Source organism: Paraburkholderia phytofirmans OLGA172 (genome assembly GCF_001634365.1).
In the GTDB taxonomy this organism is placed as follows: domain Bacteria; phylum Pseudomonadota; class Gammaproteobacteria; order Burkholderiales; family Burkholderiaceae; genus Paraburkholderia.
The window spans coordinates 2,894,671-2,918,408 of record NZ_CP014578.1 but is presented as its reverse complement, the minus strand read 5'-3'; the positions used below and the strand labels follow the sequence as shown (position 1 = coordinate 2,918,408).

Here is a 23,738-nt window from a genome sequence, read left to right as displayed (position 1 = left end):
TCATCGCGGGCGCCCGCGTTCAGCGCAGCGGCCGTCGGCCGCGCGACACGTGGGGCGGGCGCAAAGCCGCGCAGACAGAAGAATTGCTGATGGAGCATGCATGGACGAGTTGACACTCGGTTTGATCGGCGCGGGTGCCGTGGTGGTCGGGGGCGTGGTCGTGTACAACGCATGGCAAGGCGCGAAGGTGCGCCGCAAGATGCCGCGTCCGATGCCGGTCGATAGCGCCGAAAGTTTCACGCGGGACGATCAGGAAGAACAGAGCCCGTTTATCGAACCGGCCCGGCCGACCACGCGGCGCGAACCGGTAGCGGGTTCAGACGCGGCGGCGGAAACCGCTGCGGCGCGCGTCGAGCCGACTTTTGGCGCGACCGCCGCGCCGCTCGATACATCGGCCGACATTCAGGCTGAGATGACTACGCCGAATGGCTATCCGGAAGCGGAAGGCATGGTTGAAGCCGAAGGCGGCCACGCGGCGAAGACCGGCGAACCGGCCGAGCCGATCCTGCCCGCTGCCACGACGATTTCGTCGGCGCCGCCGGCTATCGTCGATCGCCGCATCGACTGCATCGTGCCGATTCGTTTGAACGGCCCGATGGCCGGCGACAAGGTGATTCCGCTTGCGCAGCGTCTGCGCCGCGCCGGCAGCAAGCCGGTGCATATCGAAGGCAAGCTCGAAGGCGGCGCGTGGGAATTGCTGCAAAACGGCGCGCGCTATGAAGAACTGCGCGCGGCCGCGCAATTGGCCAATCGGAGTGGGGCGCTCAACGAACTGGAGTTCTCGGAATTCGTGACCGGCGTGCAGCAGTTTGCCGATGCGCTCGACGCGTCGCCGGAATTTCCCGACATGCTCGAAACAGTTGCAATGGCGCGCGAACTCGACGGCTTCGCCGCGCAGTGCGATGCGCAACTGTCGATCAACGTGCTCTCCGACGGGGCGCCGTGGTCGGCCAATTATGTCCAGGCCGTCGCGTCGCAGGATGGCTTGCTGCTCTCGCGCGACGGCACGCGCTTCGTCAAGCTCGACGCGAAGCAGAGTCCGGTGTTCATGCTGCAATTCGGCGACACCAATTTCCTGCGCGACGACCTGACCTATAAGGGCGGCCAGATGATCACGCTGGTGCTCGACGTGCCGGTCGCGGACGAAGATATCCTGCCGTTCCGCCTGATGTGCGACTACGCGAAATCGTTGGCTGAGCGTATCGGCGGACGGGTGGTCGACGATGGGCGCCGTCCGCTGCCGGAAACCGCGCTGCTGGCGATCGAAAAGCAGTTGATGACGCTCTACGCGAAGCTCGAACAGGCGGGTATTCCGGCGGGTTCGCCGGCCACCCGGCGTTTGTTCAGCCAGTAACGGCTCTGCTTTTTATGTAGTACTCGACGGCCGCACGATGTGCGGCCGTCGGCGTTTGGGGTAATGCTTCACGTGGTGCTTTCCCCGCACTATTCACAGCAATGACGAACGCGCGATACTGGCCATTCGGTCGATGTAAAGGGGCACGCTTCCTGCGATAATCCAGTGTCTGAATTTCACTGAAAAAAGCTTCCGACAGCATGGCCCGAACCCCCGCCTCAAACCCTGCAACCAGCGCGCCCGCAGAGCGGGCCGCGTGGCTGCGCGCGGAACTCGAACGCGCCAATTACGCGTATTACGTGCTCGACCAGCCGGACCTGCCGGACGCGGAATACGACAAGCTCTTCAAGGAGCTGGAGCGGATCGAGACGGAGCATCCGGACCTGGTTGTGCCGGATTCGCCCACCCAGCGCGTGGGCGGCGAGGCGTCGAGCGGCTTCGAGCCGGTGGTGCACGATCAGCCCATGCTGTCGCTGAACAATGGCTTCGCAGGCGAAGATATCGTCGCGTTCGACAAGCGCGTCGGCGACGCGCTCGGCAAGAACGCGAGCGAACCGCCGGTGCCGGTTGGTTATGCGGCTGAACTGAAGTTCGACGGCCTTGCCATCTCGCTGCGTTACGTCGACGGCACGTTTGTCCAGGCGTCCACGCGCGGCGACGGCACCACCGGCGAGAACGTCACCGAAAATGTCCGCACGATCCGTTCCATTCCGCTCAAGCTCAAGGGCAAACGCGTGCCGCATCTGCTCGACGTGCGGGGCGAAGTGCTCATGTTCAAGCGCGATTTCGAACGTCTGAACGAGCGCCAGCGGGCCGCTGAGCAGAAAGAATTCGCCAATCCGCGTAACGCTGCCGCGGGCAGCTTGCGGCAGCTCGATTCGAAGATCACGGCGCAGCGGCCACTGTCGTTCTTCGCTTATGGAATTGGTGTGCTCGAAGGTGGCGAGATGCCGGCCACACATAGCGAATTGCTCGACTGGTACAAGGAACTCGGCTTGCCGGTGAATGGCGAGCGGGCGGTGGTGCAGGGCGCCGAAGGCTTGCTGGCGTTTTTTCACGCCATAGGCGAGAAGCGCGACACGCTGCCTTACGATATCGACGGCGTCGTCTATAAGGTCAACCGGCGCGATGAGCAGGACGCGCTCGGCTTTGTCTCGCGTGCGCCGCGTTTCGCCTTGGCGCACAAGTTCCCTGCGCAAGAAGCACTCACCAAACTCGTCGCGATCGACGTGCAGGTTGGCCGCACCGGCGCGATCACGCCGGTTGCGCGGCTGGAGCCGGTGTTCGTCGGCGGCGCGACGGTGACGAACGCCACATTGCACAATGAAGACGAAGTGCGCCGCAAAGATATCCGCATCGGCGACACGGTGATCGTGCGGCGCGCCGGCGACGTCATTCCCGAGGTGGTGAGTGCGCTGCTCGAGCGCCGCCCGGACGACGCCCGCGAGTTCGTCATGCCCACGCACTGCCCGGTGTGCGGCTCGAGCATCGAACGGCTGCCGGACGAGGCGATTGCGCGCTGCACGGGTGGCCTGTTCTGCCCAGCGCAGCGCAAGCAGGCGTTGTGGCACTTCGCGCAGCGCCGGGCACTGGATATCGACGGGCTCGGCGAAAAGATCATCGATCAACTCGTCGAGCAGAATCTGGTGCGCACGCCGGCCGATCTGTTCAACGTCGGCTTTGCGACGCTCGCTGAACTCGACCGCTTCGCCGAAAAGTCCGCGCAGAATCTGCTCGATTCGCTCGAAAAGGCCAAGCACACTACGCTGGCGCGCTTTATTTACGCGCTCGGTATCCGGCATGTGGGCGAATCGACGGCGAAAGATCTGGCCAAACATTTCGGCTCGCTGAATCCGATCATGGATGCCTCGGTCGAAGAATTGCTGGAGGTGAACGATGTGGGGCCTGTGGTGGCCGAGTCGATTCAGCGATTTTTCGCCGAAGAGCACAACCGCACGGTGATCGAGCAACTCCGCGCGCCGGGCAAGGTCACATGGCCGGAAGGGCCGCCCGCGCCAAAGGCGCCGCAAGGCGTGCTGGCCGGCAAGACGGTCGTATTGACCGGCACCTTGCCGACGCTCGCTCGCGAAGAAGCGAAAGAAATGCTCGAAACGGCCGGCGCGAAAGTGGCCGGCTCGGTGTCGAAGAAAACCGACTACGTAGTGGCGGGGGCCGAAGCGGGCAGCAAGCTGGCGAAAGCCGAGGAACTCGGCATCCCGGTACTCGACGAAGATGGTATGCGCAAGCTCCTGGAGGGGCAGTTATGATCCGCGAAATTCTCAAGATGGGCGATCCGCGCCTTTTGCAAATTGCCGATCCGGTCGATCACTTCGATACCCCCGAACTGCATGAGCTCATCAAAGACATGTTCGAGACCATGCACGACGCAAACGGCGCGGGGCTCGCCGCGCCGCAGGTCGGCGTCAATCTGCAGGTGGTGATCTTCGGCTTCGGGCACAACGAACGCTATCCGGATGCGCCGCCGGTGCCCGAGACGGTGCTGGTCAACCCGACCCTCACACCAGTGTCGCTGGATATGGAAGAGGGCTGGGAAGGCTGCCTGTCCGTGCCGGGCCTGCGAGGCGCGGTGAGCCGGTTTTCGATGATCAAGTATCACGGGTTCGATCAATACGGTAAGCCGATCGACCGAGTCGCCGAAGGCTTTCACGCGCGTGTCGTGCAACATGAGTGCGACCACCTGATCGGCAAGCTGTACCCGATGCGGATCAACGATTTCGCGAAGTTCGGCTTCACGGAAGTCCTGTTTCCGGATATGGATCTGAGTAGCGACGACTGAAGCTGCATTCTGGCCTGTGGCGGTCGAATTGTCGCTAGCGCGCCGCCGGAAACAAAAAACCCACGCCTCGGCGTGGGTTTTTGTTGGGCGAACCTCACGGCGCAGGCACCGTGAATCTTTCGCTGGTTGAGGCGTCAGGCTCCCGGCATCAAAACGACTCGTCCGCCGACAGATAGCGCCATTGGCCCGGCGGCAGCGCGCCCAGCATCACCTGGCCCATCCGCACGCGCTTCAGGCCGATCACTTCGAGGCCGACCAGTTCGCACATCCGGCGGATCTGGCGCTTCTTGCCTTCGCGCAGCACGAAACGCAACTGCTCGCCGTTTTGCCAGTTGACCTGTGCGGGTTTCAGCGGCACGTCGTCGAGCGAGAGGCCGTGGCACAAGAGCGCGAGGCTCTCCGGCGGGAAGTGGCTTTCGACGTCGGTGGTGTGCTCGCCGAACGACACGCGCACCAGATACTCCTTGTCGATTTCCGAATGGCCGCCGATCAGTTGCTTGGCGATGCGGCCGTCCTGCGTCAGCACCAGCAAGCCTGTCGAATCGATGTCGAGGCGCCCGGCCGGCGCTAGCTGGCGCAGATGCGCGACCGAGAAGCGGATGTCAGTATGGTCGCCTTCCCAGCGGTTTTCCGGCGTGACCAGCGTGATCGCCGGCTGGTAGCCGTCTTCCGCCTGGCCCGATACAAGTCCCACCGGCTTGTGGATCAGGACCGTTACCTGGCTCGCTTGCGCGGCTTCGGCGGCGGGGTCGATCTCGATGCGCTGGTCGGGGCGAACCTTGGTGCCGAGCGTGTCGATCCGCTCGCCGTCGACCAGCACCCAGCCTTTTTCGATCCACTCGTCGGCTTCGCGGCGTGAGCACAGGCCGAGTTCCGACATCAGCTTGGACAGGCGCAGGGTGCCCGGCGCATCTTCGTAATCGCGGCGGGGTGTGCGCGGAGCGGCATCGGCGTCGCGTTCGGCTTTGGCTGCTGGCGCCGGGCCGCGCGGCTTGTCGGCGCGAGCGGGGCGGGTGTCATCGCCAAAGCGGCGGCCGGCGGCCGGCAGCGCCTTGTCGAAGCTGCGAGCAGGGCGTTCGCCCCGGTCATTACGTTCGCTACGTTCACCGGCGCGCGCCGGACGATCGCCGAATTCCCGCTTGGCCGGTGCTCGCTCGCCACGGTCGTCGCGCGGTGCGCGCGCCGGGCGGTCCGTGCGGTCACCGTAGCCGCTTTTGACGGGCTTCGCGAAAGTGCGCTCGCCACGCTCGGACGAACCACGCTCGCCTTCAAAACGGCGCGGCGCGCTGTCGCTGCGTGGTCCGCGCTCGCCGCTACGGCGCTCCTGCGGGGCGCCACGGTCGCTGCCGAAGCGGGGCCGATCCGAGGCATCGCGCGCCGGACGCTCGCCACGCGGTCCGCCCTCCGACGGACGGCCTGCGCCCGGACGCGGACCACTGAACGAGCGGCGTTCGCCGTCGTCACGGCGCGGGGCGCGGCTGCCTTCGAAACTACGGGGAGCGCGTTCGCTGCGATCTGCGCTGCCTTCGAAGCGGCGCGGCGCGCCCTGGCTGCGCTCGCCACGATCCGCACTGCCTTCAAAGCGACGCGGGGCACGTTCGCCTCGATCGCCAGCACCTTCAAACCGGCGCGGTGCACCTTGAGTGCGTTCGCCTTCAGCGCGGCGCGGAGCACGTTCGCTGCGCTCGCTACCACCTTCGAACCGGCGCGGTGCGCGCTCGCCGTCATCTCGACGCGGTGCACGATCACCGCTGCCCTCCAAGCGGCGCGGCGCGGCGCCTGCCCCTTCGCGTCGCGGCGGCCGATCCGACGGTGCCCGGCGCGCACCACCCGCATCCCGCTCGCGGGAAAACGATCCTTCAGCCCGTGGCGCACGCGCGCCGGCGCCTGCCGGCTTACCTGCGCCAGCCGGCCGCTTGCCGCCACCCGCTGCGCCAGCGCCTTCACCCCGCGCCCCGCTAAAACCCGCCGTCGACGGGGACGGCTTCGGCCCGGCCGGACGCGTCGGCTTACGCGCCGAGGTGCTTCCGGTACGGACAGGGGCGCGTTCGGACGAAGCCGGCCGCGGGTGCTTGGCTGTTAATTTGACTCGCATGAAATCTCACACTGCAATCGCGCGCAGCAGTTCGGTCTCGACCTGAATTTGCAGGCGGCTGTCCGACAGACCGCGTCCATCCAGCAGGAACACGTCTTCGACGCGTTCGCCGAGCGTATTGATCCGCGCCGACGCGACGCCGACCCGGTGCTCGGCCAGCACGCGCGCGATCGAATAAAGAAGGCCTGGCCGGTCGTTCGCAGACACGGACAGGATGTAATATTGGCCGCGCTCGTCGGCCCGAAGATCGACGCGCGGCGTAACAGGGAAGGTCCGCGACAGCCGTGACAAACGGCCTTTCGACGGTCCCGGAAGCAGGGTGCCGTCACCGGTCAGGCGTGCGGTCAGTTCCTGTTCGACCAGATTGGCAATATCGCGATAATGCACGTCTTCTTCGGTATGCGCGACGAGGAAATTATCGAGCGCGTAGCCATGACGGGTCGTGCTGACCCGCGCATCGAGCACTGACAAGCCATTGCGGTCGAAATACGCACAAATGCCGGCGAACAGATCGGGCTGGTCTTTCACATACACCAGCACCTGAAGCGCTTCGCCGATCGGCGAAGGACGCGCCCGCACGATCGGCGTTGCGGTTTCGACGTGCCGGGACAGCACGCGGGTCTGCCATGCGATATCCGCCGCGTCGTGGCGCAGGAAGTAGCCGATGTCCAGCTTGTCCCATAGCGCCTTCTGCGCGCCTTCCGGCACGGTTTCGAGGCGCAGCAGGGCCAACGCCTCTTCCTGACGCGACTTCAGTTCGGAGTGCGCGTCCGGCCGTGCGCCGCCGAGCACCGCCAGGGTCGCGCGGTAGAGGTCCTCGAGCAGCTTGCCTTTCCAGGTGTTCCAGACTTTCGGGCTGGTGCCGCGAATGTCTGCCACGGTCAGCAGGTAAAGCGCGGTGAGCCGGCGCTCGTTGCCGACCAGTTCGGCAAACCGCTTGATGACTTCGGGGTCGCTCGTGTCCTGTTTCTGCGCGACCTGGCTCATGGTCAGATGCTGCTGGACCAGCCAGACGACCAGTTCGCCGTCCTCGCCCTCGATATCATGGTTACGGCAGAAGCGCCGCGCGTCGGCCATGCCGAGCGTGGAATGGTCGCCGCCGCGGCCCTTGGCGATGTCGTGAAACAGCGCCGCCACGTACAACACCCACGGCCGGTCGAAATTGGCGATCAACTGGCTGCAGAACGGATACTCGTGCGCATGCTCGGCGACCGCGAAGCGGCGCAGATTGCGCAACACCATGAGAATGTGCTGATCGACCGTGTAGACGTGATACAGGTCGTGCTGCATTTGTCCGACAATGCGCCGGAAGTTCAGCAGATAGCGCCCGAGCACGCTGGTCTGGTTCATCAGGCGCAGCGCGTGGGTGATGCCGGCCGGCTGCTTCAGGATGTCCATGAACAGGCGCCGGTTTTCCGGATCGCGCCGCCAATGCTGATCCATCACGTCGCGGGCGTTGTAGATCGCGCGCAGCGTACGGGCCGACAAACCCTTCACGCCCGGTGTCTGTTCGTAAAGCAGAAAAGCTTCAAGGATTGCGTTTGGCTCGCGCTGGAATACGTCGTCGCTGGCGATCTCCAGCATGCCCTGCTTCTCGACGAAACGCTCCGAGAGCACGCGCGTGATGCCGCTCGTGTTGGGGAAAAGCTGCGCCTCGATGTTCTGGATCAGAATGGTGGCGAGCTGCGTCACGGCCTTGGCGGACCAGTAATAGCGGCGCATCAGCTGTTCGCTGGCGCGCTTGGTGGCCGTCGGCTGGTAGCCGAAGCTTTCGGCAACCGGCGTTTGCAGGTCGAACACCAGAATGTCCTGGCGGCGGCCGGCGATCACATGCAGCCGGGCACGCAGCGTTTTCAGGAAGCCTTCGTTGCGGCCCAATTCGCGTGCTTCACGCTCGGTGATCAGGCCGCGTGCTTCGAGCTCGCGCCAGCTGCTGCCGAAACCGGCCGCCTGCGTAATCCACAGAATCAGCTGCAGATCGCGCAGGCCACCCGGGCTTTCCTTGATGTTCGGTTCGAGCGAATACGGTGTGTCCTGAAACTTGGCGTGCCGCTGACGCATTTCCAGCACTTTGGCCTGGAAGAACGCGCGCGGGTCGAGCGCTTCGCGGTAGCGCTTCGCAAAGTCGTCAACGAGCGGGTCGCTGCCTGTAATGCGCCGCGCTTCGAGCAGCGAGGTGCGCACGGTGACGTCGTTAGCGGCTTCTTCGAGGCATTGCGACACGCTGCGCACGCTGCTGCCGAGTTCGAGCCCCAAATCCCACGCGAGGCTGATAAAGCGTTCGATGCGCGCTTCGAGATGCTTGATCGGCGCGTCGGGTAGCAGAACCAGAATGTCGATGTCGGAATGCGGCGAGAGTTCGCCCCGCCCATAACCGCCGACGGCCAGCAGGGCTAGTTCGGGCGGCAGCTCACACGTGTTCCAGGCGGCGCGCAGCGACTCGTCCGTGGCGCGCGCGAGCGCGCCCATCAGCGAGTCGACGTTGGAGGCGGTCTTGAAACGTTCCAGCAACTGGGCTTTGGCCACTTTATAGTCTGCCTTGAGCGACGTGGCGTGGGATTGGGCGAGGGCTGGAACACTACTCATTGGCAGGCGGGCGGGTGAGGTCGGAAGTCGTTCAGGCCGTGGCTGCGACAACCGGCGGACGCGCGGGCGTGCCGGCCGAGACAGTCAGCACGTCGTAGCCCGTTTCGGTGACGAGCACGGTATGTTCCCACTGCGCCGACAGGCTGCGGTCCTTGGTCTTGACGGTCCAATGGTCCGGCATGGTGCGGATGTCGCGCCGGCCGGCGTTGATCATCGGCTCGATCGTGAAGATCATGCCAGCCTGCAGTTCGAGCCCGGTGCCGGGACGGCCGTAGTGAAGAATCTGCGGGTCTTCGTGGAATACCGTGCCGATGCCATGGCCGCAATATTCGCGCACCACGCTGTAGCCTTGCCCTTCGGCATGCTTCTGGATGGCGTAGCCGATATCGCCGAGATGGGCGCCCGGGCGCACCTGGTCGATGCCGAGCCACATGCATTCGAAGGTGGTCTGCACGAGGCGTTTGGCCATGATCGAGCCTTCGCCGACGATGAACATCCGGCTGGTGTCGCCGAAGTAGCCTTCCTTGATCACCGTGACGTCGATATTCAGTGCGTCGCCGTTCTTCAGCGTCTTGTCGCCCGGAATGCCGTGGCAGATCACGTCGTTTACCGAGATGCAGGTGGCTTTCGGGTAGGGCGGATAGCCGGGCGGCTGATAATTCAGCGGCGCCGGAACCGTACCTTGTTCCTTGAGCATGTATTCGTGACACAGCCGGTCGAGTTCGCCGGTCGTGATGCCGGCCGTGACGAACGGCGTAATGTAGTCGAGCACTTCGCTAGCGAGTTTGCAGGCGACGCGCATCTGCGCGATATCGTGTTCGTTTTTGAGCGTAATAGCCATGAGTCGGGCCTGAAATGCGATTTATTGCGGGATTATCGCACCATATTCCGCCTGCCGCAGGGTTTTGCGAGAGGGCCGGCGTCTTTTGCTCCCGTGTCTGCGGCGGAAGGCGGGCGGCTTGGTGCGGGCGGTGGCGAGCGGGCGGGTGCAACCGCTCGCGGCGAACGGGAGCTACCGCGCGGGTTGAGCCGGCCGATAGTCGCGTGCTATAATGTTTGGCTAAGTCGATCTCTGTCTTATTTTTGTTGGTCTGTTGCTGTGCTAATGCGGCACAAGCAGCTGTGCTAATGCGGCACAAGCATGCAGCACAAAACTGGCGGGAAGACTTCTCGTAGCGATAGTTGCCTGCGCTACGGGTAAATAGCAGCAAGCGCAGTACCAAGGCAGCAGACTCGCAAGCCGGCGCACCCAGGGTGTCCGTCGCGTTCAGCCAAAAAAGGCAGCGCGGCCGATACGGCAGCCGGCTTAAGACCCAACCCTCGCGGAGATTTACATGGCAGTTACCATGCGTCAAATGCTGGAAGCCGGTGTCCACTTCGGTCACCAAACGCGCTTCTGGAACCCGAAGATGGCCCCCTTCATTTTCGGCCATCGCAACAAGATTCACATTATCAACCTCGAAAAGACGCTGCCGATGTACAACGACGCGCTGAAGTACGCGCGTCAACTGGCAGCGAATCGCGGCACGATCCTGTTCGTCGGCACGAAGCGTCAATCGCGCGACACGATCGCTGAAGAAGCGCAGCGCGCTGGCATGCCGTTCGTCAACGCACGCTGGCTCGGCGGCATGCTGACCAACTTCAAGACGCTGAAGGTTTCGATCAAGCGCCTGAAGGACATGGAAGCAGCGCTGGAAGCAGGCGAAACCGAACGCATGAGCAAGAAGGAAGCGCTCCTGTTCGAACGCGAAATGGCCAAGCTGCAAAAGTCGATCGGCGGCGTGAAGGACATGGGCGGCATTCCGGACGCGATCTTCGTGGTCGACGTCGGCTACCACAAGATTGCCGTGACCGAAGCCAACAAGCTCGGCATTCCGGTCATCGCCGTGGTCGATACGAACCACTCGCCGGAAGGCATCGACTACGTGATCCCGGGTAACGACGACGCTTCGAAGGCTGTCGCTCTGTACACGGCTGGCGTGGCTGACGCGATCCTCGAAGGCCGCGCTAACGCGGTCAACGAAGTGGTGCAAGCTGCCCGTGGCGGTGACGGCGACGAGTTCGTCGAGGTCAACGGGGAAGCGTAAAGCTACCCCGTGTCCGGCAAAAAAGGGGGCTTTCTACAGGCCCCCTTTTTTTAAGCCGCGACAAAGTAGTGGTGTGCTGTGAGCAGTGCCTAAACGTAGACCGTAAAAAATACGTGCGACGTTGAAACGAATTCTTGCCGCCGGTATCGAAGTCCGGGCGGCGTGTGACAGACGGAACTCAAGGAGCAAATGATGGCGGCAATTACCGCAAGCATGGTTGCAGAACTGCGCGCAAAGACCGACGCGCCGATGATGGAGTGCAAGAAGGCGCTGACGGAAGCCGATGGCGACATGGCGCGCGCTGAAGAGCTGCTGCGCGTGAAGCTGGGCAACAAGGCCAGCAAGGCAGCGTCGCGCGTGACGGCTGAAGGCGTGGTTGCATCGTTCATCGGCGGCAACGCTGGTTCGCTGGTCGAACTGAACTGCGAAACCGACTTCGTTTCGAAGAACGACGACTTCCTGGCTTTCTCGAAGACGATCGCTGAACTGGTCGCTACGCAAAACCCGGCTGACGTCGCCGCGCTGTCGGCACTGCCGCTGGACGGCTCGACGGTCGACGCAGTGCGTCTGGCACTGGTCGGCAAGATCGGTGAAAACCTGTCGATCCGCCGTTTCGTGCGTTTCGACACGGCGAACAAGCTGGCAGCGTACCTGCACGGCACCCGTATCGGCGTGCTGGTCGAGTACACCGGCGCGGACGAGCAGATCGGCAAGGACGTGGCAATGCACATCGCCGCCATGAAGCCGGTCTCGCTGTCGTCGGACGACGTGCCGGCGGATCTGATCGCCAAGGAACGCAGCATTGCTGAGCAGAAGGCTGCTGAATCGGGCAAGCCGGCTGAAATCGTCGCCAAGATGGTCGACGGCAGCGTGCAGAAGTACCTGAAGGAAGTGTCGCTGCTGAACCAGACGTTCGTTAAGAACGACAAGCAGACAATCGAACAGATGCTGAAGGCCGGCAACTCGAGCGTGCAGAAGTTCGCGCTGTTCGTGGTCGGCGAAGGCATCGAGAAGAAGCAAGACGACTTCGCAGCTGAAGTGGCGGCTCAAGTCGCTGCTGCAAAGCAACAATAAGCATCGCTTAAGCTTCAGTTAGTACCGTTGGACCCGCGGCGGAGCAAGACTTTGCCGCGGTCGGCGGCGCCGCAAGGCTGCGCGCGGGTTGACCCTCGCTGTGCAGCCGCTGCTGGCGAACCCCAGGGTTCGTCAATTTGGCGGCGCTTGCCCGAATCAGTATTTCACCCCTACATTAGTCCCTTGTTGTTGCCCTGTTCTGCGCGATCTGGATACCCCTATGCCCACTGCCTATAAACGCGTCCTGCTCAAACTCTCCGGTGAAGCCCTGATGGGCGACGATGCCTTCGGCATCAACCGCGCAACCATCGAGCGAATGGTAGCGGACGTGGCCGAAGTGGTCCGTCTCGGAACGCAGCTGGCCGTGGTGATTGGCGGCGGCAATATTTTCCGCGGCGTCGCGGGTGGCGCGGCCGGTATGGATCGCGCCACGGCTGACTACATGGGCATGCTGGCCACCATGATGAATGCGCTGGCGCTGCAGGACGCAATGCGCCACGCCGGTATCGAGGCGCGCGTGCAATCCGCGCTGCGCATGGACCAGGTAGTCGAGCCGTACATCCGGCCCCGCGCGATTCGCCAGCTCGAGGAAGGCAAAGTCGTGATTTTCGCGGCCGGTACCGGCAATCCGTTCTTCACGACGGATACGGCCGCCGCGCTGCGTGGCGCGGAAGTCGGCGCGGAAGTCGTGCTGAAAGCCACCAAGGTGGACGGCGTCTATTCGGCCGACCCCAAGATAGACCCGAGTGCGACCCGTTACGCCACGATCAGCTTCGACGAAGCCATCGGCCGCAATCTGCAGGTGATGGACGCCACGGCGTTCGCGCTGTGCCGCGACCAGAAGCTGCCGATCCGGGTGTTTTCGATCGTCAAGCCGGGTGCGCTCAAGCGCATCGTACTAGGCGAGGACGAGGGCACCCTCGTCCACGTGTAAACTCTCGTTCACATAACGTGGGCTTTAACGCGAATCCAGGCCGCCGCATCGTGTGCGCGCTGGCCGGTTCGTACCGTTTTGAAGGTTCGGAGGTTTAAAAATGTCTGTGGCTGATATCAGGAAGGGCGCTGAACAAAAGATGCAGCGCTCGATCGACGCGTTCAAGAACGACCTGTCGAAGATCCGTACGGGCCGTGCGCACACGGGTTTGCTCGATCACATCCAGTGCGATTACTACGGTTCGCCGGTACCGATTTCGCAGGTTGCGAACCTGACGCTGATCGACGCACGCACGATCGGCGTGCAGCCGTGGGAAAAGAAGATGGTCCAGGTCGTCGAAAAGGCGATCCGCGAGTCGGACCTCGGTCTGAACCCGGCCACGCAAGGCGACGTGATCCGCGTGCCGATGCCCGCGCTGACCGAAGAGCGCCGCCGCGAACTGACCAAAGTAGTCAAGAGCGAAGCGGAAACGGCCAAGGTCGCTGTTCGTAACCTGCGCCGTGATGCGAACGAGCAACTTAAAAAGCTCGTGAAAGACAAGGAAATTTCGGAAGATGACGAGCGCCGTGCGGGTGACGACGTTCAGAAACTGACGGACAAGTTCGTCACGGAAATCGACAAACTGGTAGTGACGAAAGAAGCCGAGATCATGACGGTCTGAGGCCGCACGCTCAGCACCTTCAGGGTTTCCACTTCTTTTTTTGCAGTCACTGTCCCGACGGCCATGACCTATACCAGCTCAACCGTGCGCGTACCTGATGTCGCCGCGGTGCCGCGACATATCGCGATCATCATGGACGGCAACGGCCGTTGGGCGACCCAGCGCCGTCTGCCGCGCGTGGCCGGTCATACGCGCGGCGTCGACGCGGTGCGTGCGGCCGTCGAGGCCTGCGCCCGGCAGGGCGTCGAATACCTGACGCTGTTTGCTTTCAGCTCGGAAAACTGGCGCCGCCCGAACGACGAAGTGTCGTTCCTGATGCGCCTGTTCGTCACCGCGCTGGAGCGCGAGATCGGCAAACTGCACGCAAACGGCATCCGTTTGCGCGTGGTTGGCGATCTGTCGAAGTTCGATACGCGCATCCGCGACCTGATCAAGCGCGCGGAAACCAAAACCGCGCGCAATACCCGACTCACACTCACCATTGCCGCCAATTACGGCGGCCGCTGGGACATCATGCAGGCCACCCGCAAGCTCGCCGAGCAATCGGCGCTGGCGGGCAAGACGGTCGAGGTGAACGAGGACTCGTTCGCCGAACACCTGTCGATGGCCTATGCGCCGGAGCCGGACCTCTTTATCCGCACCGGCGGCGAGCGCCGCGTCAGCAACTTCCTGCTCTGGCAACTCGCCTACACCGAGTTCTACTTCACCGACACGTTCTGGCCGGATTTCGACGCCGACGCGCTCGGCCACGCCATCGCATCCTACGGGGAGCGTGAGCGCCGCTTCGGCCGCACCAGTGCTCAACTCGAGCCGCAATCGCAGAACGTCGATTCGCTTCCATGCTAAAAACCCGTGTCATCACGGCGATCATCCTGCTGGCGATCTTCTTGCCGGTCACGTTGTTCGCGCCGGTGGGCGCGTTCGGCGCGTTGATCGCCTTCGTCGTCGTGTTCGCCGCGTGGGAATGGGCGCGCCTGTTGAAGCTCGGCGGCGCGGGCCCGCTCATTTACGCGCTGGTGGCCGCCGTGGCGCTGGTCGCGAGCACACGTCTCGGTACCGGCGTCGAGGAGCCCCGGCCGCTCTTTCAGGCGGCCGCTATTTTCTGGGTGATCGCGGGGCCGTACGTGCTTCTGCGCAAGCCGACCTTCGCGCGGGGGGCTTGGCGAGCCTTTCTATTTCTTGCCGGCATTGTGGTATTCGTCGCGTGCTGGCATGCTCTCGTCGCCGCGCGCATGAAGGGTGTGCCGTTCGTGTTGTCGCTGCTGCTGTTGGTATGGCTGGCCGATATCGGCGCATACTTCTCTGGAAAGGCTTTCGGGAAACACAAGCTGGCGCCTGCCATCAGCCCGGGTAAGACTTGGGAGGGCGCGATCGGCGGCTGGCTGGTTGTGATGATCGTCGCCGCTGCGGCGGTCTTTTTGCACGCGTTCGAGCCGACCCTGTATTCTGCGCTGCTGGCGCAATGGGGCGCCGTACGTACACTGCTCGCACTGACCCTGCTGGTGGCATTCAGCGTGGTGGGCGACCTGTTCGAATCAATGATGAAACGCCAGGCCGGAGTGAAAGATTCAAGCGGCCTGTTGCCCGGGCACGGTGGCGTGCTCGACCGCATCGACGCATTGTTGCCGGTGCTGCCGCTTGCCATGCTGCTGCTCGGCTAGAGAAAGAGATATGCAAAAACGTCTGACATTGCTCGGTTCCACGGGCTCGATTGGAGACAGCACGCTCGACGTCGTCGCGCGTCATCCCGAGCGCTTTTCGGTTTACGCGCTAACGGCGCATCGCAACGGCGACAAGCTCGTCGAGCAATGCCTGCGCTTCAAGCCTGAAGTCGCGGTAGTCGGCGATGCCGATACTGCCGCGCGCGTCGCGGCGAAGCTGCGCGAGGGGGGCTGCAAGACCGAAGTCACGTACGGGCCGCAAGCGCTCGTCGACGTCTCGAACAGCGACGGCTGCGATACGGTGGTGGCGGCGATCGTCGGCGCGGCAGGCCTCGCGCCGAGTCTCGCTGCCGCGCGCGCCGGCAAGCGCATCTTGCTCGCCAACAAGGAAGCGCTGGTGATGTCCGGCGCGATCTTCATGGACGCGGTGCGTGACAACGGCGCCGTGCTGCTGCCGGTCGACAGCGAACACAACGCCATTTTCCAGTGCCTGCCGCGCGAAGCCGAGCAGCACGGCGGCGTCTCGAAGATCATCCTGACCGCCTCGGGCGGTCCGTTCCGCACGCGCGAACCGGCTACGCTGGTCGACGTCACGCCGGACGAAGCCTGCAAGCATCCGAACTGGGTCATGGGCCGCAAGATTTCGGTCGACTCGGCCACGATGATGAACAAAGGCCTCGAAGTGATCGAGGCGCACTGGCTCTTCAATCTGCCGGGCGAGCGCATCGAGGTACTGATTCACCCGCAAAGCGTGATTCATTCGATGGTGTCGTACGCCGACGGCTCGGTGCTCGCGCAACTGGGGAACCCCGACATGCGCACGCCGATCGCGCATGCGCTGGCGTTTCCGGACCGCGTCGATTCGGGCGTGGCGCAACTCGATTTGCTGCAGGTCGCGTCGCTCTCGTTCGAAAAGCCGGATTACACGCGCTTCCCGTGTCTCGCGCTTGCCGTGAAGGCGCTGGCCGAGGGTGGCTTGGCGAGCGCGGCCCTGAATGCCGCGAACGAAGTCGCTGTTGAAGCGTTTCTGTCGCGCCAGATCGGTTTCATGGCGATCGCTCAGGTTGTGGACGCCGTACTCAACGCGTTGCCGAACCGCAGCGCGCACGCGCTTGATGACGTGATTGAGGCCGACACCGCCGCGCGCCGCGCCGCTGTCGACTTCATTGCGCGCCTGCCGGACGGCGCCCGTCGCACGGAACGCGCCGTCCAGTGAGGCGCCTATGAATCTGCTGATCGAACTGCTTGCCTTCGCGGTCGCGATTGGTGTGCTCGTAGTCGTCCACGAGTACGGGCATTACAGCGTGGCGCGTTTGTGCGGCGTCAAGGTGTTGCGCTTTTCGATCGGGTTCGGCAAGCCGCTGTTCCAGTGGGTGAGTCCGAAGACGGGCACCGAATGGACGATTGCCGCACTGCCGCTGGGCGGCTACGTGAAGATGCTCGACGAGCGCGAGACCGGCGGTGCGCCGATTCCGGTCGAGGCCTTGCCGCATGCGTTCAACCGGCAGTCGGTGTGGCGTCGTTTCGCGATTGTCGTGGCCGGTCCGGTCGCGAACTTCCTGCTCGCCATCGTCCTGTTCGCCCTCGTGTTCGCCACTGGCGTGACGGAGCCGGCGGCGGTGGTGGCTGTGCCTGCTCCGAATACGCCGGCGGCGTTGGCCGGGTTCGACGGCGGCGAAACCATCGTTGCGGTGCGAGCCGAGAACGCCGGCGAATCCGGGCACGTGCGCTCCTGGTCCGACCTGCGCTGGAAACTGCTGGGTGCGGCTTTCGATCACAAGCGCGTCGTGCTGAGCGCGAAAGATGCCCACGGCACCTCGGATTTCCAGCTGGATCTGCGTGGCATCGCCGAGAAAGACGTCGACGACGACTTTATGTCGCGTCTCGGTTTCGAGCCGGGTGGTGGCAAGCTGACGGTCGCGGGTGTGCAGCCGGGTAGCGCAGCGCAACAGGCAGGCCTTGCAGTGGGTGACCGTCTGCGCGCGGTCGACGGCGTTCCGACCGACAATGCCACGGCCTTCATCGCGTATGTAAAATCGCACGCCGGTGTGCCCGTGACGCTGCAGGTAGAGCGTGGCGGGCAAGCGGCGGGCAAGCTGGAAGAGGTTCGCATCGTCCCGCAGTCGCAGCGTGATGACGCGACGGGGCAGCAGATCGGCCGTATCGGTGCGGAGCTGGCCACCCAGGTGCCGTCGATCGACGTGCGTTATGGACCGGTCGAAAGTCTGCAGCTCGGCGCGCGCCGTACGTGGGATCTGGCTGTTTATTCGGTGCGCATGTTCGGGCGGATGATCGTCGGCGAGGCTTCGCTGAAGAATCTTTCTGGCCCCGTGACGATCGCCGATTACGCAGGAAAGAGCGCACGTCTAGGTCCTTCTGCATTCCTGTCGTTCCTGGCCCTTGTCAGTATTAGCCTCGGTGTACTGAACCTGTTACCAATTCCGGTTTTGGACGGGGGGCATCTGTTATATTATTTGGTTGAAGCTGTAACCGGTAAAGTTGTCTCCGATCGCTGGCAACTCGTTTTTCAGAGGGCGGGTCTCGCCTGCATCGTCGCATTGTCGGCGATCGCGCTGTTCAACGATCTGGCTCGTTTAATCCATTTTTAAAGTGTCTGGCGGCGTTCACGATGGCGACCGTCTGACCTGATGCAGCTATACACACTGGGGAAGCACGTTGTTTAAACCTCATCGCTTTGTTCCAAAGACGGTTATAGCCGCGGCATTCGCCGCGCATGGGCTGGTTGCTCACGCAACGACGCCCTTCGTGGTGCAAGACATCCGGATCGAGGGATTGCAACGCGTCGAACCCGGCACCGTGTTCGCGTACCTGCCCATCAAGCAAGGCGACACGTTTAGCGACGACAAGGCTTCTGAAGCCATCCGCGCGCTGTACGCCACGGGCTTCTTCAACGACGTCAAGATCGCAACCGAAGGCAATGTCGTCATCGTGCAGGTGCTGGAGCGTCCGGCGATCGGCACGATCGACTTCGCCGGTATTCACGAGTTCGACAAGGAGAACCTGACCAAGGCGCTGCGCGCGGTCGGTTTGTCGCAGGGCCGTTACTACGACAAGGCACTCGTCGACAAGGCCGAGCAGGAACTGAAGCGCCAGTATCTGACGCGTGGCTACTATGCCGCCGAAGTCACCACCACGATCACGCCGATCGACCGCAACCGCGTGTCGGTGCTGTTCTCGGTGGCGGAAGGTCCGAGCGCGAAGATCCGCCAGATCAACTTCATCGGCAACAAAGCGTTCAGCACGGGTACGCTGCGCGACGAAATGCAGCTGTCCACGCCGAACTGGTTCTCGTGGTACACGAAGAACGACCTGTACGCGAAAGACAAGCTCACCGGCGACCTCGAAAACGTCCGCTCGTATTACCTGAATCGCGGCTACCTCGAGTTCAACATCGAGTCGACCCAGGTATCGATCACGCCGGACAAGAAGGACATGTATCTGACGGTCACGCTGCATGAAGGCGAGCCGTACACGATCAATAGCATCAAGCTGGCGGGAAATCTGCTCGACCGCGAGCCGGAGCTGGCCAAGCTCATCAAGATCAAACCGGGTGACCGCTTCTCGGCTGAAAAGCTGCAAGCCACCACCAAGGCGATCGTCGACAAGCTGGGCGAATATGGCTACGCGTTCGCTACTGTCAACGCGCAGCCGCAGATCGATCAGGAACACCACAAGGTCGACCTGACGCTGCAAGTGGACCCGAGCCGCCGTGTGTACGTGCGCCGCATCAACGTGGTCGGCAACACGCGTACTCGCGACGAAGTGGTGCGCCGCGAAATGCGCCAGCTCGAAAGCTCATGGTTCGATTCGAACCGCCTCGCGCTGTCGAAAGACCGGATTAATCGTCTTGGCTACTTTACCGATGTCGACGTGACTACGGTGCCGGTCGAAGGCACGCCGGACCAGGTCGATGTGGACGTCAAGGTGGCCGAAAAGCCGACCGGCGCAATCACGCTGGGTGCGGGCTTCTCGTCGACCGACAAGGTGGTGCTCTCCGCGGGCGTGTCGCAGGACAACGTGTTCGGTTCGGGTACGAGTCTCTCGGTGAACGTGAATACCGCCAAGACGTACCGTACCTTGACGGTCACGCAGGTCGACCCGTACTTCACGGTCGACGGCATCAAGCGGATTACCGACGTCTATTACCGTACGTACCAGCCGCTGTACTACTCGACGGATTCGAGCTTCAAGATCGTCACGATCGGTGGCGACCTGAAGTTCGGTATTCCGTTCTCCGAAGTCGACACGGTGTACTTCGGCGCCGGCCTCGAGCAGAACCAGCTGGATATCGACGCGAACACGCCGCAAAGTTATATCGATTACGTGCACGAATTCGGCCGTGTGTCGAACAACGTGCCGGTCACGGTGGGTTGGTCGCGCGACGCGCGTGACAGCGCACTGGTGCCGAGCCGCGGCTACTTCACGCAGGCGAACGCCGAATACGGCACGCCGATCGGCAGCACGCAGTACTACAAGGCCGACATCAACGCGCAGTACTATTATTCGTTCTCGCGCGGTTTCGTGCTGGGCTTCAACTTCCAGGGCGGTTACGGTAACGGCATGGGCGGCAAGCCATACCCGATTTTCAAGAACTATTACGCGGGCGGTATCGGTTCGGTGCGGGGCTACGAGCCGAGCTCGCTGGGTCCGCGCGATGCGAAGACGAACGACCCGATCGGCGGCTCGAAGCTGCTGGTGGGTAACGTCGAATTGACGTTCCCGCTGCCGGGCACGGGATACGACCGTACGTTGCGTGTCTTCACGTTCCTCGACGGCGGTAACGTCTGGGGTACGGAGGGTAACAGCACCGGCGCGAATGGCCTGCGTTACGGTTACGGTGTAGGTCTTGCGTGGATCTCGCCGATCGGCCCGCTCAAGCTCAGCTTGGGCTTCCCGCTCACGAAGCACACGGGCGACCAGTATCAGAAGTTCCAGTTCCAGATCGGGACGGCATTCTGATCCGGCGGCCGGCGATCCGGCGGCCGGCGAGCGGGCGGCGGGCGGCCCCGGCCAGCACGAGCGGCTCCCGGCGGCGGCCCCGGCCAAACTACAGTATCGAGAGGATGACTTTGCTAACCGGTATGTTTTCGAAACGTGTGGCGTGTGCGTTTGCGCTGGCAATGACGCTGGGTGTTGGCGTGGCGGGAGTCGCGCACGCTCAGGAAGCCAGGATCGCTGCGGTGAATTCGGACCGTATCCTGCGTGAATCGGCTGCCGCGAAGGCTGCGCAGGTCAAGCTCGAAGCGGAGTTCGCCAAGCGTGACAAAGATCTGGCCGACATGGCGCAGAAGCTGAAGGCGATGTCCGACTCGCTCGACAAGAACGGCGCGTCGATGTCGGCCGCCGATCGTGCGCAGAAGCAGCGCGATCTGTCGCAACTGGATACGGACTTCCAGCGGAAACAACGCGAGTTTCGCGAAGACCTGAACCAGCGGCGCAACGAAGAGCTGGCGGCCGTGCTCGACCGGGCCAACAAGGTGATCAAGCAGATCGCCGAGCAGCAGCACTACGACCTGATCGTTCAGGAGGCGGTGTACGTGAGCCCGCGCATCGACATTACCGATCAGGTGCTCAAGGCCCTCGCGGCCTCAGGTAACTGAACGCGCATGCTGGGTCGCCCGCGGCGGGGCGGGATTGCCGGGGGCGGCGGAGCGCGGCATGGGATCGGAGTAAGCGCTACTAAAGCGCTAACTCTGGTCGACGGCGTTGCATGGGACCAGAGTAAGCGCTAAAGCGCTAACTCTGGTCGACACAGGAGACAGGATAGGCATGGCATTTACGCTCGAGGACATCGTCCAACAGTTCGGCGGTGAAGTAGTCGGAGACGGGGCGCAGCGCGTCGGCAGTCTGGCGCCGCTCGACCAGGCAGGCCCGGACCAGCTGGCGTTCCTCGCCAATCCGAAATACCTGTCGCAGGTCGAGACGACCCGTGCGGGCGCAGTGTTGATCAACGCCGACGACCTCGCAAAGCTCAATTCCCTTGAAGCTCGTAACTTCATCGTCACGCCGAATCCGTACGCTTACTTCGCGCGCGTCGCGCAGACCTTCATCGACATGGCCGCGCCGAAGCCGGTGCCCGGCGTACATCCGAGCGCGACCATCGACCCGTCCGCGCAAATTGCCGCGAGCGCGGTGATCGGTCCGAACGTCACGGTAGAAGCCGGCGCGGTGATCGGCGAAAACGTGCGCCTCGATGCCAACGTGGTGATCGGCCGCGGCACGCGGATCGGCGCGGGATCGCATCTGTATCCGAACGTCGCGGTGTACCACGGCTGCAAGCTCGGCGAGCGCGTGATCGTGCACGCGGGTGCGGTGATCGGTTCGGACGGGTTTGGTTTTGCGCCGGATTTCGTCGGCGAAGGCGATGCGCGTACCGGCAGCTGGGTGAAGATTCCACAGGTCGGCGGTGTGTCGATCGCGGCAGACGTCGAAATCGGCGCGAATACCACCATCGACCGTGGCGCCATGGCCGACACGGTCATCGAAGAGTGCGTGAAAATCGACAATCTCGTGCAGATCGGCCACAACTGCAAGGTCGGCGCTTACACGGTGATCGCCGGCTGCGCGGGCATCGCGGGCAGCACCACGATCGGCCGTCATTGCATGATCGGCGGAGCGGTAGGGATTGCCGGTCACGTAACGCTGGCTGACTATGTGATCGTCACGGCGAAGTCCGGCGTGTCGAAGTCGTTGCTGAAGCCGGGCATCTACACGAGCGCGTTCCCGGCGGTAAATCATGGGGACTGGAACAAGAGCGCCGCTTTGCTGCGTAACATCGACAAACTCCGTGACCGTATCAAGGCGCTCGAAAATGCTGCGTCGGCAGGCAAGCCGGCCGACGCAGCAAGCAAGTCCGCAGGCGACAAAACCTGAGATATCAGGCAAACGCGCGGGCCAACGCGCGGGCAAACCCGCAGGCCAACTCGCAGAAAAACCCGCGGAGCAACCTGCCGGCACCGCGTAAAATGGCGGGCAAGCATCAGGAAGCAAAGTCGGTTGTCGTGACCGGGTGGCATGGCCGCCGGGTCTCGGCAAGCGTCGGCAGCACGCGTTACCAACCCACCTGCACCAGCATCCGCAGTCATCATCGCGCCGTTAATGCGTGAGTAGAAACACCATGAGCACCGAAAAAATCAATCTCGACATTCATAAGATTCTCACGCTGCTGCCCCATCGTTACCCGATCCTGCTGGTCGACCGGGTGCTCGAACTCGAGCCGCATAAGAGCATCAAAGCGTTGAAGAACGTGTCGATCAACGAGCCGTATTTCCAGGGTCACTTTCCGACCCGTCCGGTCATGCCCGGCGTGCTGATCCTCGAAGCGCTCGCGCAAACGGCAGCCCTGCTGACGTTTTCGGAAGAGCCCAGCGATCCTTCGAACACGCTGTATCTGTTCGTAGGCATCGACAATGCACGTTTCAAGCGCGTAGTGGAACCGGGCGATCAGCTGATCCTGAACTGCACGTTCGAGCGTCATATGCGTGGCATCTGGAAGTTCAAGGCGCGCGCTGAAGTGGATGGTGTCGTGGCGGCGGAAGCCGACCTGATGTGCGCGGTGCGGCACACGGACAAAGACGCTTAAAGATCGGGGTCCGGGCAGTCAGCGGCTTACCCTGAGCCCTGCGAGTTCCGGCTACGTCCATCCAGACAACGCAACAGAATCAGAAGCGAGGACGCATGAGCAGGATTCATCCCACTGCGATCGTCGAACCGGGCGCGCAACTCGACGAATCCGTCGAAATCGGACCGTATGCCGTCATTGGCGCGCATGTGACGATTGGCGCACGGACCACGGTCGGTTCGCACAGCGTGATCGAAGGTCACACCACGATCGGCGAAGACAACCGGATCGGCCACTACGCATCGGTCGGCGGCCGTCCGCAGGACATGAAGTACAAGGACGAGCCGACCCGGCTCGTGATCGGCAATCGCAACACGATCCGTGAATTCACCACCATCCACACCGGCACGGTGCAGGACGCGGGCGTCACCACGCTGGGCGACGACAACTGGATCATGGCGTACGTCCACATCGGTCACGATTGCCACGTCGGCAGCAACGTCATTTTGTCGAGCAATGCGCAGATGGCCGGCCACGTGACGATCGGCGACCACGCGATTATCGGCGGCATGTCGGGCGTGCATCAGTTCGTACGCATTGGTGAGCACTCCATGCTCGGCGGTGCGTCGGCGTTGGTGCAGGACATTCCGCCGTTCGTGATCGCGGCAGGCAACAAGGCCGAGCCGCACGGCATCAACGTCGAAGGCTTGCGCCGCCGCGGCTTCTCGCCGGACGCGATCTCGGCGTTGCGCTCGGCGTACCGGCTGCTCTACAAGAACGGCTTGTCGCTGGAAGAAGCGAAGCTGCAGTTGCGCGAACTCGCGTCCGCGGGTGGCGATGGCGATGCGCCGGTGCAAACGCTGCTCGCGTTTGTCGAAGCGTCGCAACGCGGCATCATCCGCTAACC

The 23,738-nt window shown here is 63.1% G+C and carries 19 protein-coding genes; 16 read left to right on the top strand and 3 right to left on the bottom strand.

Features of this window, described 5'->3' with window-relative positions:
- Positions 1-100: 100 nt before the first annotated feature.
- From AYM40_RS12755 to def, 3 genes are all read left to right on the top strand, one after another.
- Positions 101-1,354 carry a cell division protein ZipA C-terminal FtsZ-binding domain-containing protein gene (locus AYM40_RS12755; protein WP_063496539.1) on the top strand — a complete coding sequence of 418 codons (1,254 nt, stop codon included), beginning with the start codon at positions 101-103 and terminating at the stop codon, positions 1,352-1,354.
- Positions 1,355-1,554: 200 nt separating this feature from the next.
- Positions 1,555-3,621, top strand: coding sequence for an NAD-dependent DNA ligase LigA (ligA, locus tag AYM40_RS12750; protein WP_063496538.1), 2,067 nt, complete (start codon positions 1,555-1,557; stop codon positions 3,619-3,621).
- Positions 3,618-4,151, top strand: a complete 534-nt coding sequence (def, locus tag AYM40_RS12745) for a peptide deformylase (RefSeq protein ID WP_063496537.1) — start codon at positions 3,618-3,620, stop codon at positions 4,149-4,151. Before ligA ends, def begins: the two co-directional genes overlap by 4 nt.
- A gap of 148 nt (positions 4,152-4,299) precedes the next feature.
- On the opposite strand, the gene AYM40_RS38490 is transcribed toward def, so the two are convergent.
- From AYM40_RS38490 to map, 3 genes are read right to left on the bottom strand one after another with little or no spacing between them, the layout of a single operon-like run.
- Positions 4,300-6,246, bottom strand: coding sequence for a pseudouridine synthase (locus AYM40_RS38490; RefSeq protein WP_082855076.1), 1,947 nt, complete (start codon positions 6,244-6,246; stop codon positions 4,300-4,302).
- A gap of 6 nt (positions 6,247-6,252) precedes the next feature.
- Positions 6,253-8,832: a [protein-PII] uridylyltransferase gene (locus AYM40_RS12735; RefSeq protein ID WP_063496536.1), complete on the bottom strand. Its 2,580-nt coding sequence runs from the start codon at positions 8,830-8,832 to the stop codon at positions 6,253-6,255.
- A 31-nt stretch (positions 8,833-8,863) separates the two neighbouring features.
- Positions 8,864-9,673, bottom strand: a complete 810-nt coding sequence (map, locus tag AYM40_RS12730; protein ID WP_063496535.1) for a type I methionyl aminopeptidase — start codon at positions 9,671-9,673, stop codon at positions 8,864-8,866.
- Between the two features lie 493 nt (positions 9,674-10,166).
- On the opposite strand from map, the gene rpsB reads away from it, so the two are divergent.
- The 13 genes from rpsB to lpxA all read left to right on the top strand — a co-directional run bounded on the left by rpsB (position 10,167) and on the right by lpxA (position 23,736).
- A complete protein-coding gene (rpsB, locus tag AYM40_RS12725; protein WP_028199373.1) occupies positions 10,167-10,919 on the top strand; it encodes a 30S ribosomal protein S2 in 753 nt (250 codons plus the stop codon).
- 192 nt (positions 10,920-11,111) lie between these two features.
- Positions 11,112-11,993, top strand: coding sequence for a translation elongation factor Ts (tsf, locus tag AYM40_RS12720; RefSeq protein ID WP_063496534.1), 882 nt, complete (start codon positions 11,112-11,114; stop codon positions 11,991-11,993).
- Between the two features lie 220 nt (positions 11,994-12,213).
- Complete coding sequence (gene pyrH, locus AYM40_RS12715; RefSeq protein ID WP_063496533.1) at positions 12,214-12,927, top strand: UMP kinase; 714 nt, start codon at positions 12,214-12,216, stop codon at positions 12,925-12,927.
- A 100-nt stretch (positions 12,928-13,027) separates the two neighbouring features.
- Positions 13,028-13,588, top strand: coding sequence for a ribosome recycling factor (frr, locus tag AYM40_RS12710; protein ID WP_054035184.1), 561 nt, complete (start codon positions 13,028-13,030; stop codon positions 13,586-13,588).
- A gap of 63 nt (positions 13,589-13,651) precedes the next feature.
- The gene (gene uppS / locus AYM40_RS12705) at positions 13,652-14,434 is read left to right on the top strand and encodes a polyprenyl diphosphate synthase (RefSeq protein WP_063496532.1); all 783 of its coding nucleotides are present in this window, start codon (positions 13,652-13,654) and stop codon (positions 14,432-14,434) included.
- Positions 14,428-15,249: a phosphatidate cytidylyltransferase gene (locus AYM40_RS12700; protein ID WP_063496531.1), complete on the top strand. Its 822-nt coding sequence runs from the start codon at positions 14,428-14,430 to the stop codon at positions 15,247-15,249. Before uppS ends, AYM40_RS12700 begins: the two co-directional genes overlap by 7 nt.
- 10 nt (positions 15,250-15,259) lie before the next feature.
- A complete protein-coding gene (locus tag AYM40_RS12695) occupies positions 15,260-16,465 on the top strand; it encodes a 1-deoxy-D-xylulose-5-phosphate reductoisomerase (RefSeq protein ID WP_063496530.1) in 1,206 nt (401 codons plus the stop codon).
- A 7-nt stretch (positions 16,466-16,472) separates the two neighbouring features.
- Positions 16,473-17,858 carry an RIP metalloprotease RseP gene (gene rseP, locus AYM40_RS12690; protein ID WP_063496529.1) on the top strand — a complete coding sequence of 462 codons (1,386 nt, stop codon included), beginning with the start codon at positions 16,473-16,475 and terminating at the stop codon, positions 17,856-17,858.
- A 67-nt stretch (positions 17,859-17,925) separates the two neighbouring features.
- Positions 17,926-20,229 carry an outer membrane protein assembly factor BamA gene (bamA, locus tag AYM40_RS12685; RefSeq protein ID WP_063496528.1) on the top strand — a complete coding sequence of 768 codons (2,304 nt, stop codon included), beginning with the start codon at positions 17,926-17,928 and terminating at the stop codon, positions 20,227-20,229.
- 104 nt (positions 20,230-20,333) lie between these two features.
- On the top strand, positions 20,334-20,870 hold the full coding sequence (locus AYM40_RS12680; protein ID WP_181448373.1) for an OmpH family outer membrane protein: 537 nt from the start codon (positions 20,334-20,336) through the stop codon (positions 20,868-20,870).
- A gap of 169 nt (positions 20,871-21,039) precedes the next feature.
- On the top strand, positions 21,040-22,143 hold the full coding sequence (gene lpxD, locus AYM40_RS12675; protein WP_063496526.1) for a UDP-3-O-(3-hydroxymyristoyl)glucosamine N-acyltransferase: 1,104 nt from the start codon (positions 21,040-21,042) through the stop codon (positions 22,141-22,143).
- A 244-nt stretch (positions 22,144-22,387) separates the two neighbouring features.
- Positions 22,388-22,852 carry a 3-hydroxyacyl-ACP dehydratase FabZ gene (gene fabZ / locus AYM40_RS12670; RefSeq protein WP_006048683.1) on the top strand — a complete coding sequence of 155 codons (465 nt, stop codon included), beginning with the start codon at positions 22,388-22,390 and terminating at the stop codon, positions 22,850-22,852.
- 95 nt (positions 22,853-22,947) lie between these two features.
- A complete protein-coding gene (gene lpxA, locus AYM40_RS12665) occupies positions 22,948-23,736 on the top strand; it encodes an acyl-ACP--UDP-N-acetylglucosamine O-acyltransferase (RefSeq protein ID WP_063496525.1) in 789 nt (262 codons plus the stop codon).
- The last annotated feature ends 2 nt before the right edge of the window (positions 23,737-23,738 follow it).

Bases quoted from the DNA above. Each gene is read 5' to 3' on its own strand.
- AYM40_RS12755 (WP_063496539.1), top strand. From the start codon at position 101: ATGGACGAGTTGACACTCGGTTTGATCGGCGCGGGTGCCGTGGTGGTC.
- ligA (WP_063496538.1), top strand. From the start codon at position 1,555: ATGGCCCGAACCCCCGCCTCAAACCCTGCAACCAGCGCGCCCGCAGAG.
- def (WP_063496537.1), top strand. From the start codon at position 3,618: ATGATCCGCGAAATTCTCAAGATGGGCGATCCGCGCCTTTTGCAAATT.
- AYM40_RS38490 (WP_082855076.1), bottom strand. From the start codon at position 6,246: ATGCGAGTCAAATTAACAGCCAAGCACCCGCGGCCGGCTTCGTCCGAA.
- AYM40_RS12735 (WP_063496536.1), bottom strand. From the start codon at position 8,832: ATGAGTAGTGTTCCAGCCCTCGCCCAATCCCACGCCACGTCGCTCAAG.
- map (WP_063496535.1), bottom strand. From the start codon at position 9,673: ATGGCTATTACGCTCAAAAACGAACACGATATCGCGCAGATGCGCGTC.
- rpsB (WP_028199373.1), top strand. From the start codon at position 10,167: ATGGCAGTTACCATGCGTCAAATGCTGGAAGCCGGTGTCCACTTCGGT.
- tsf (WP_063496534.1), top strand. From the start codon at position 11,112: ATGGCGGCAATTACCGCAAGCATGGTTGCAGAACTGCGCGCAAAGACC.
- pyrH (WP_063496533.1), top strand. From the start codon at position 12,214: ATGCCCACTGCCTATAAACGCGTCCTGCTCAAACTCTCCGGTGAAGCC.
- frr (WP_054035184.1), top strand. From the start codon at position 13,028: ATGTCTGTGGCTGATATCAGGAAGGGCGCTGAACAAAAGATGCAGCGC.
- uppS (WP_063496532.1), top strand. From the start codon at position 13,652: ATGACCTATACCAGCTCAACCGTGCGCGTACCTGATGTCGCCGCGGTG.
- AYM40_RS12700 (WP_063496531.1), top strand. From the start codon at position 14,428: ATGCTAAAAACCCGTGTCATCACGGCGATCATCCTGCTGGCGATCTTC.
- AYM40_RS12695 (WP_063496530.1), top strand. From the start codon at position 15,260: ATGCAAAAACGTCTGACATTGCTCGGTTCCACGGGCTCGATTGGAGAC.
- rseP (WP_063496529.1), top strand. From the start codon at position 16,473: ATGAATCTGCTGATCGAACTGCTTGCCTTCGCGGTCGCGATTGGTGTG.
- AYM40_RS12680 (WP_181448373.1), top strand. From the start codon at position 20,334: ATGACTTTGCTAACCGGTATGTTTTCGAAACGTGTGGCGTGTGCGTTT.
- lpxD (WP_063496526.1), top strand. From the start codon at position 21,040: ATGGCATTTACGCTCGAGGACATCGTCCAACAGTTCGGCGGTGAAGTA.
- fabZ (WP_006048683.1), top strand. From the start codon at position 22,388: ATGAGCACCGAAAAAATCAATCTCGACATTCATAAGATTCTCACGCTG.
- lpxA (WP_063496525.1), top strand. From the start codon at position 22,948: ATGAGCAGGATTCATCCCACTGCGATCGTCGAACCGGGCGCGCAACTC.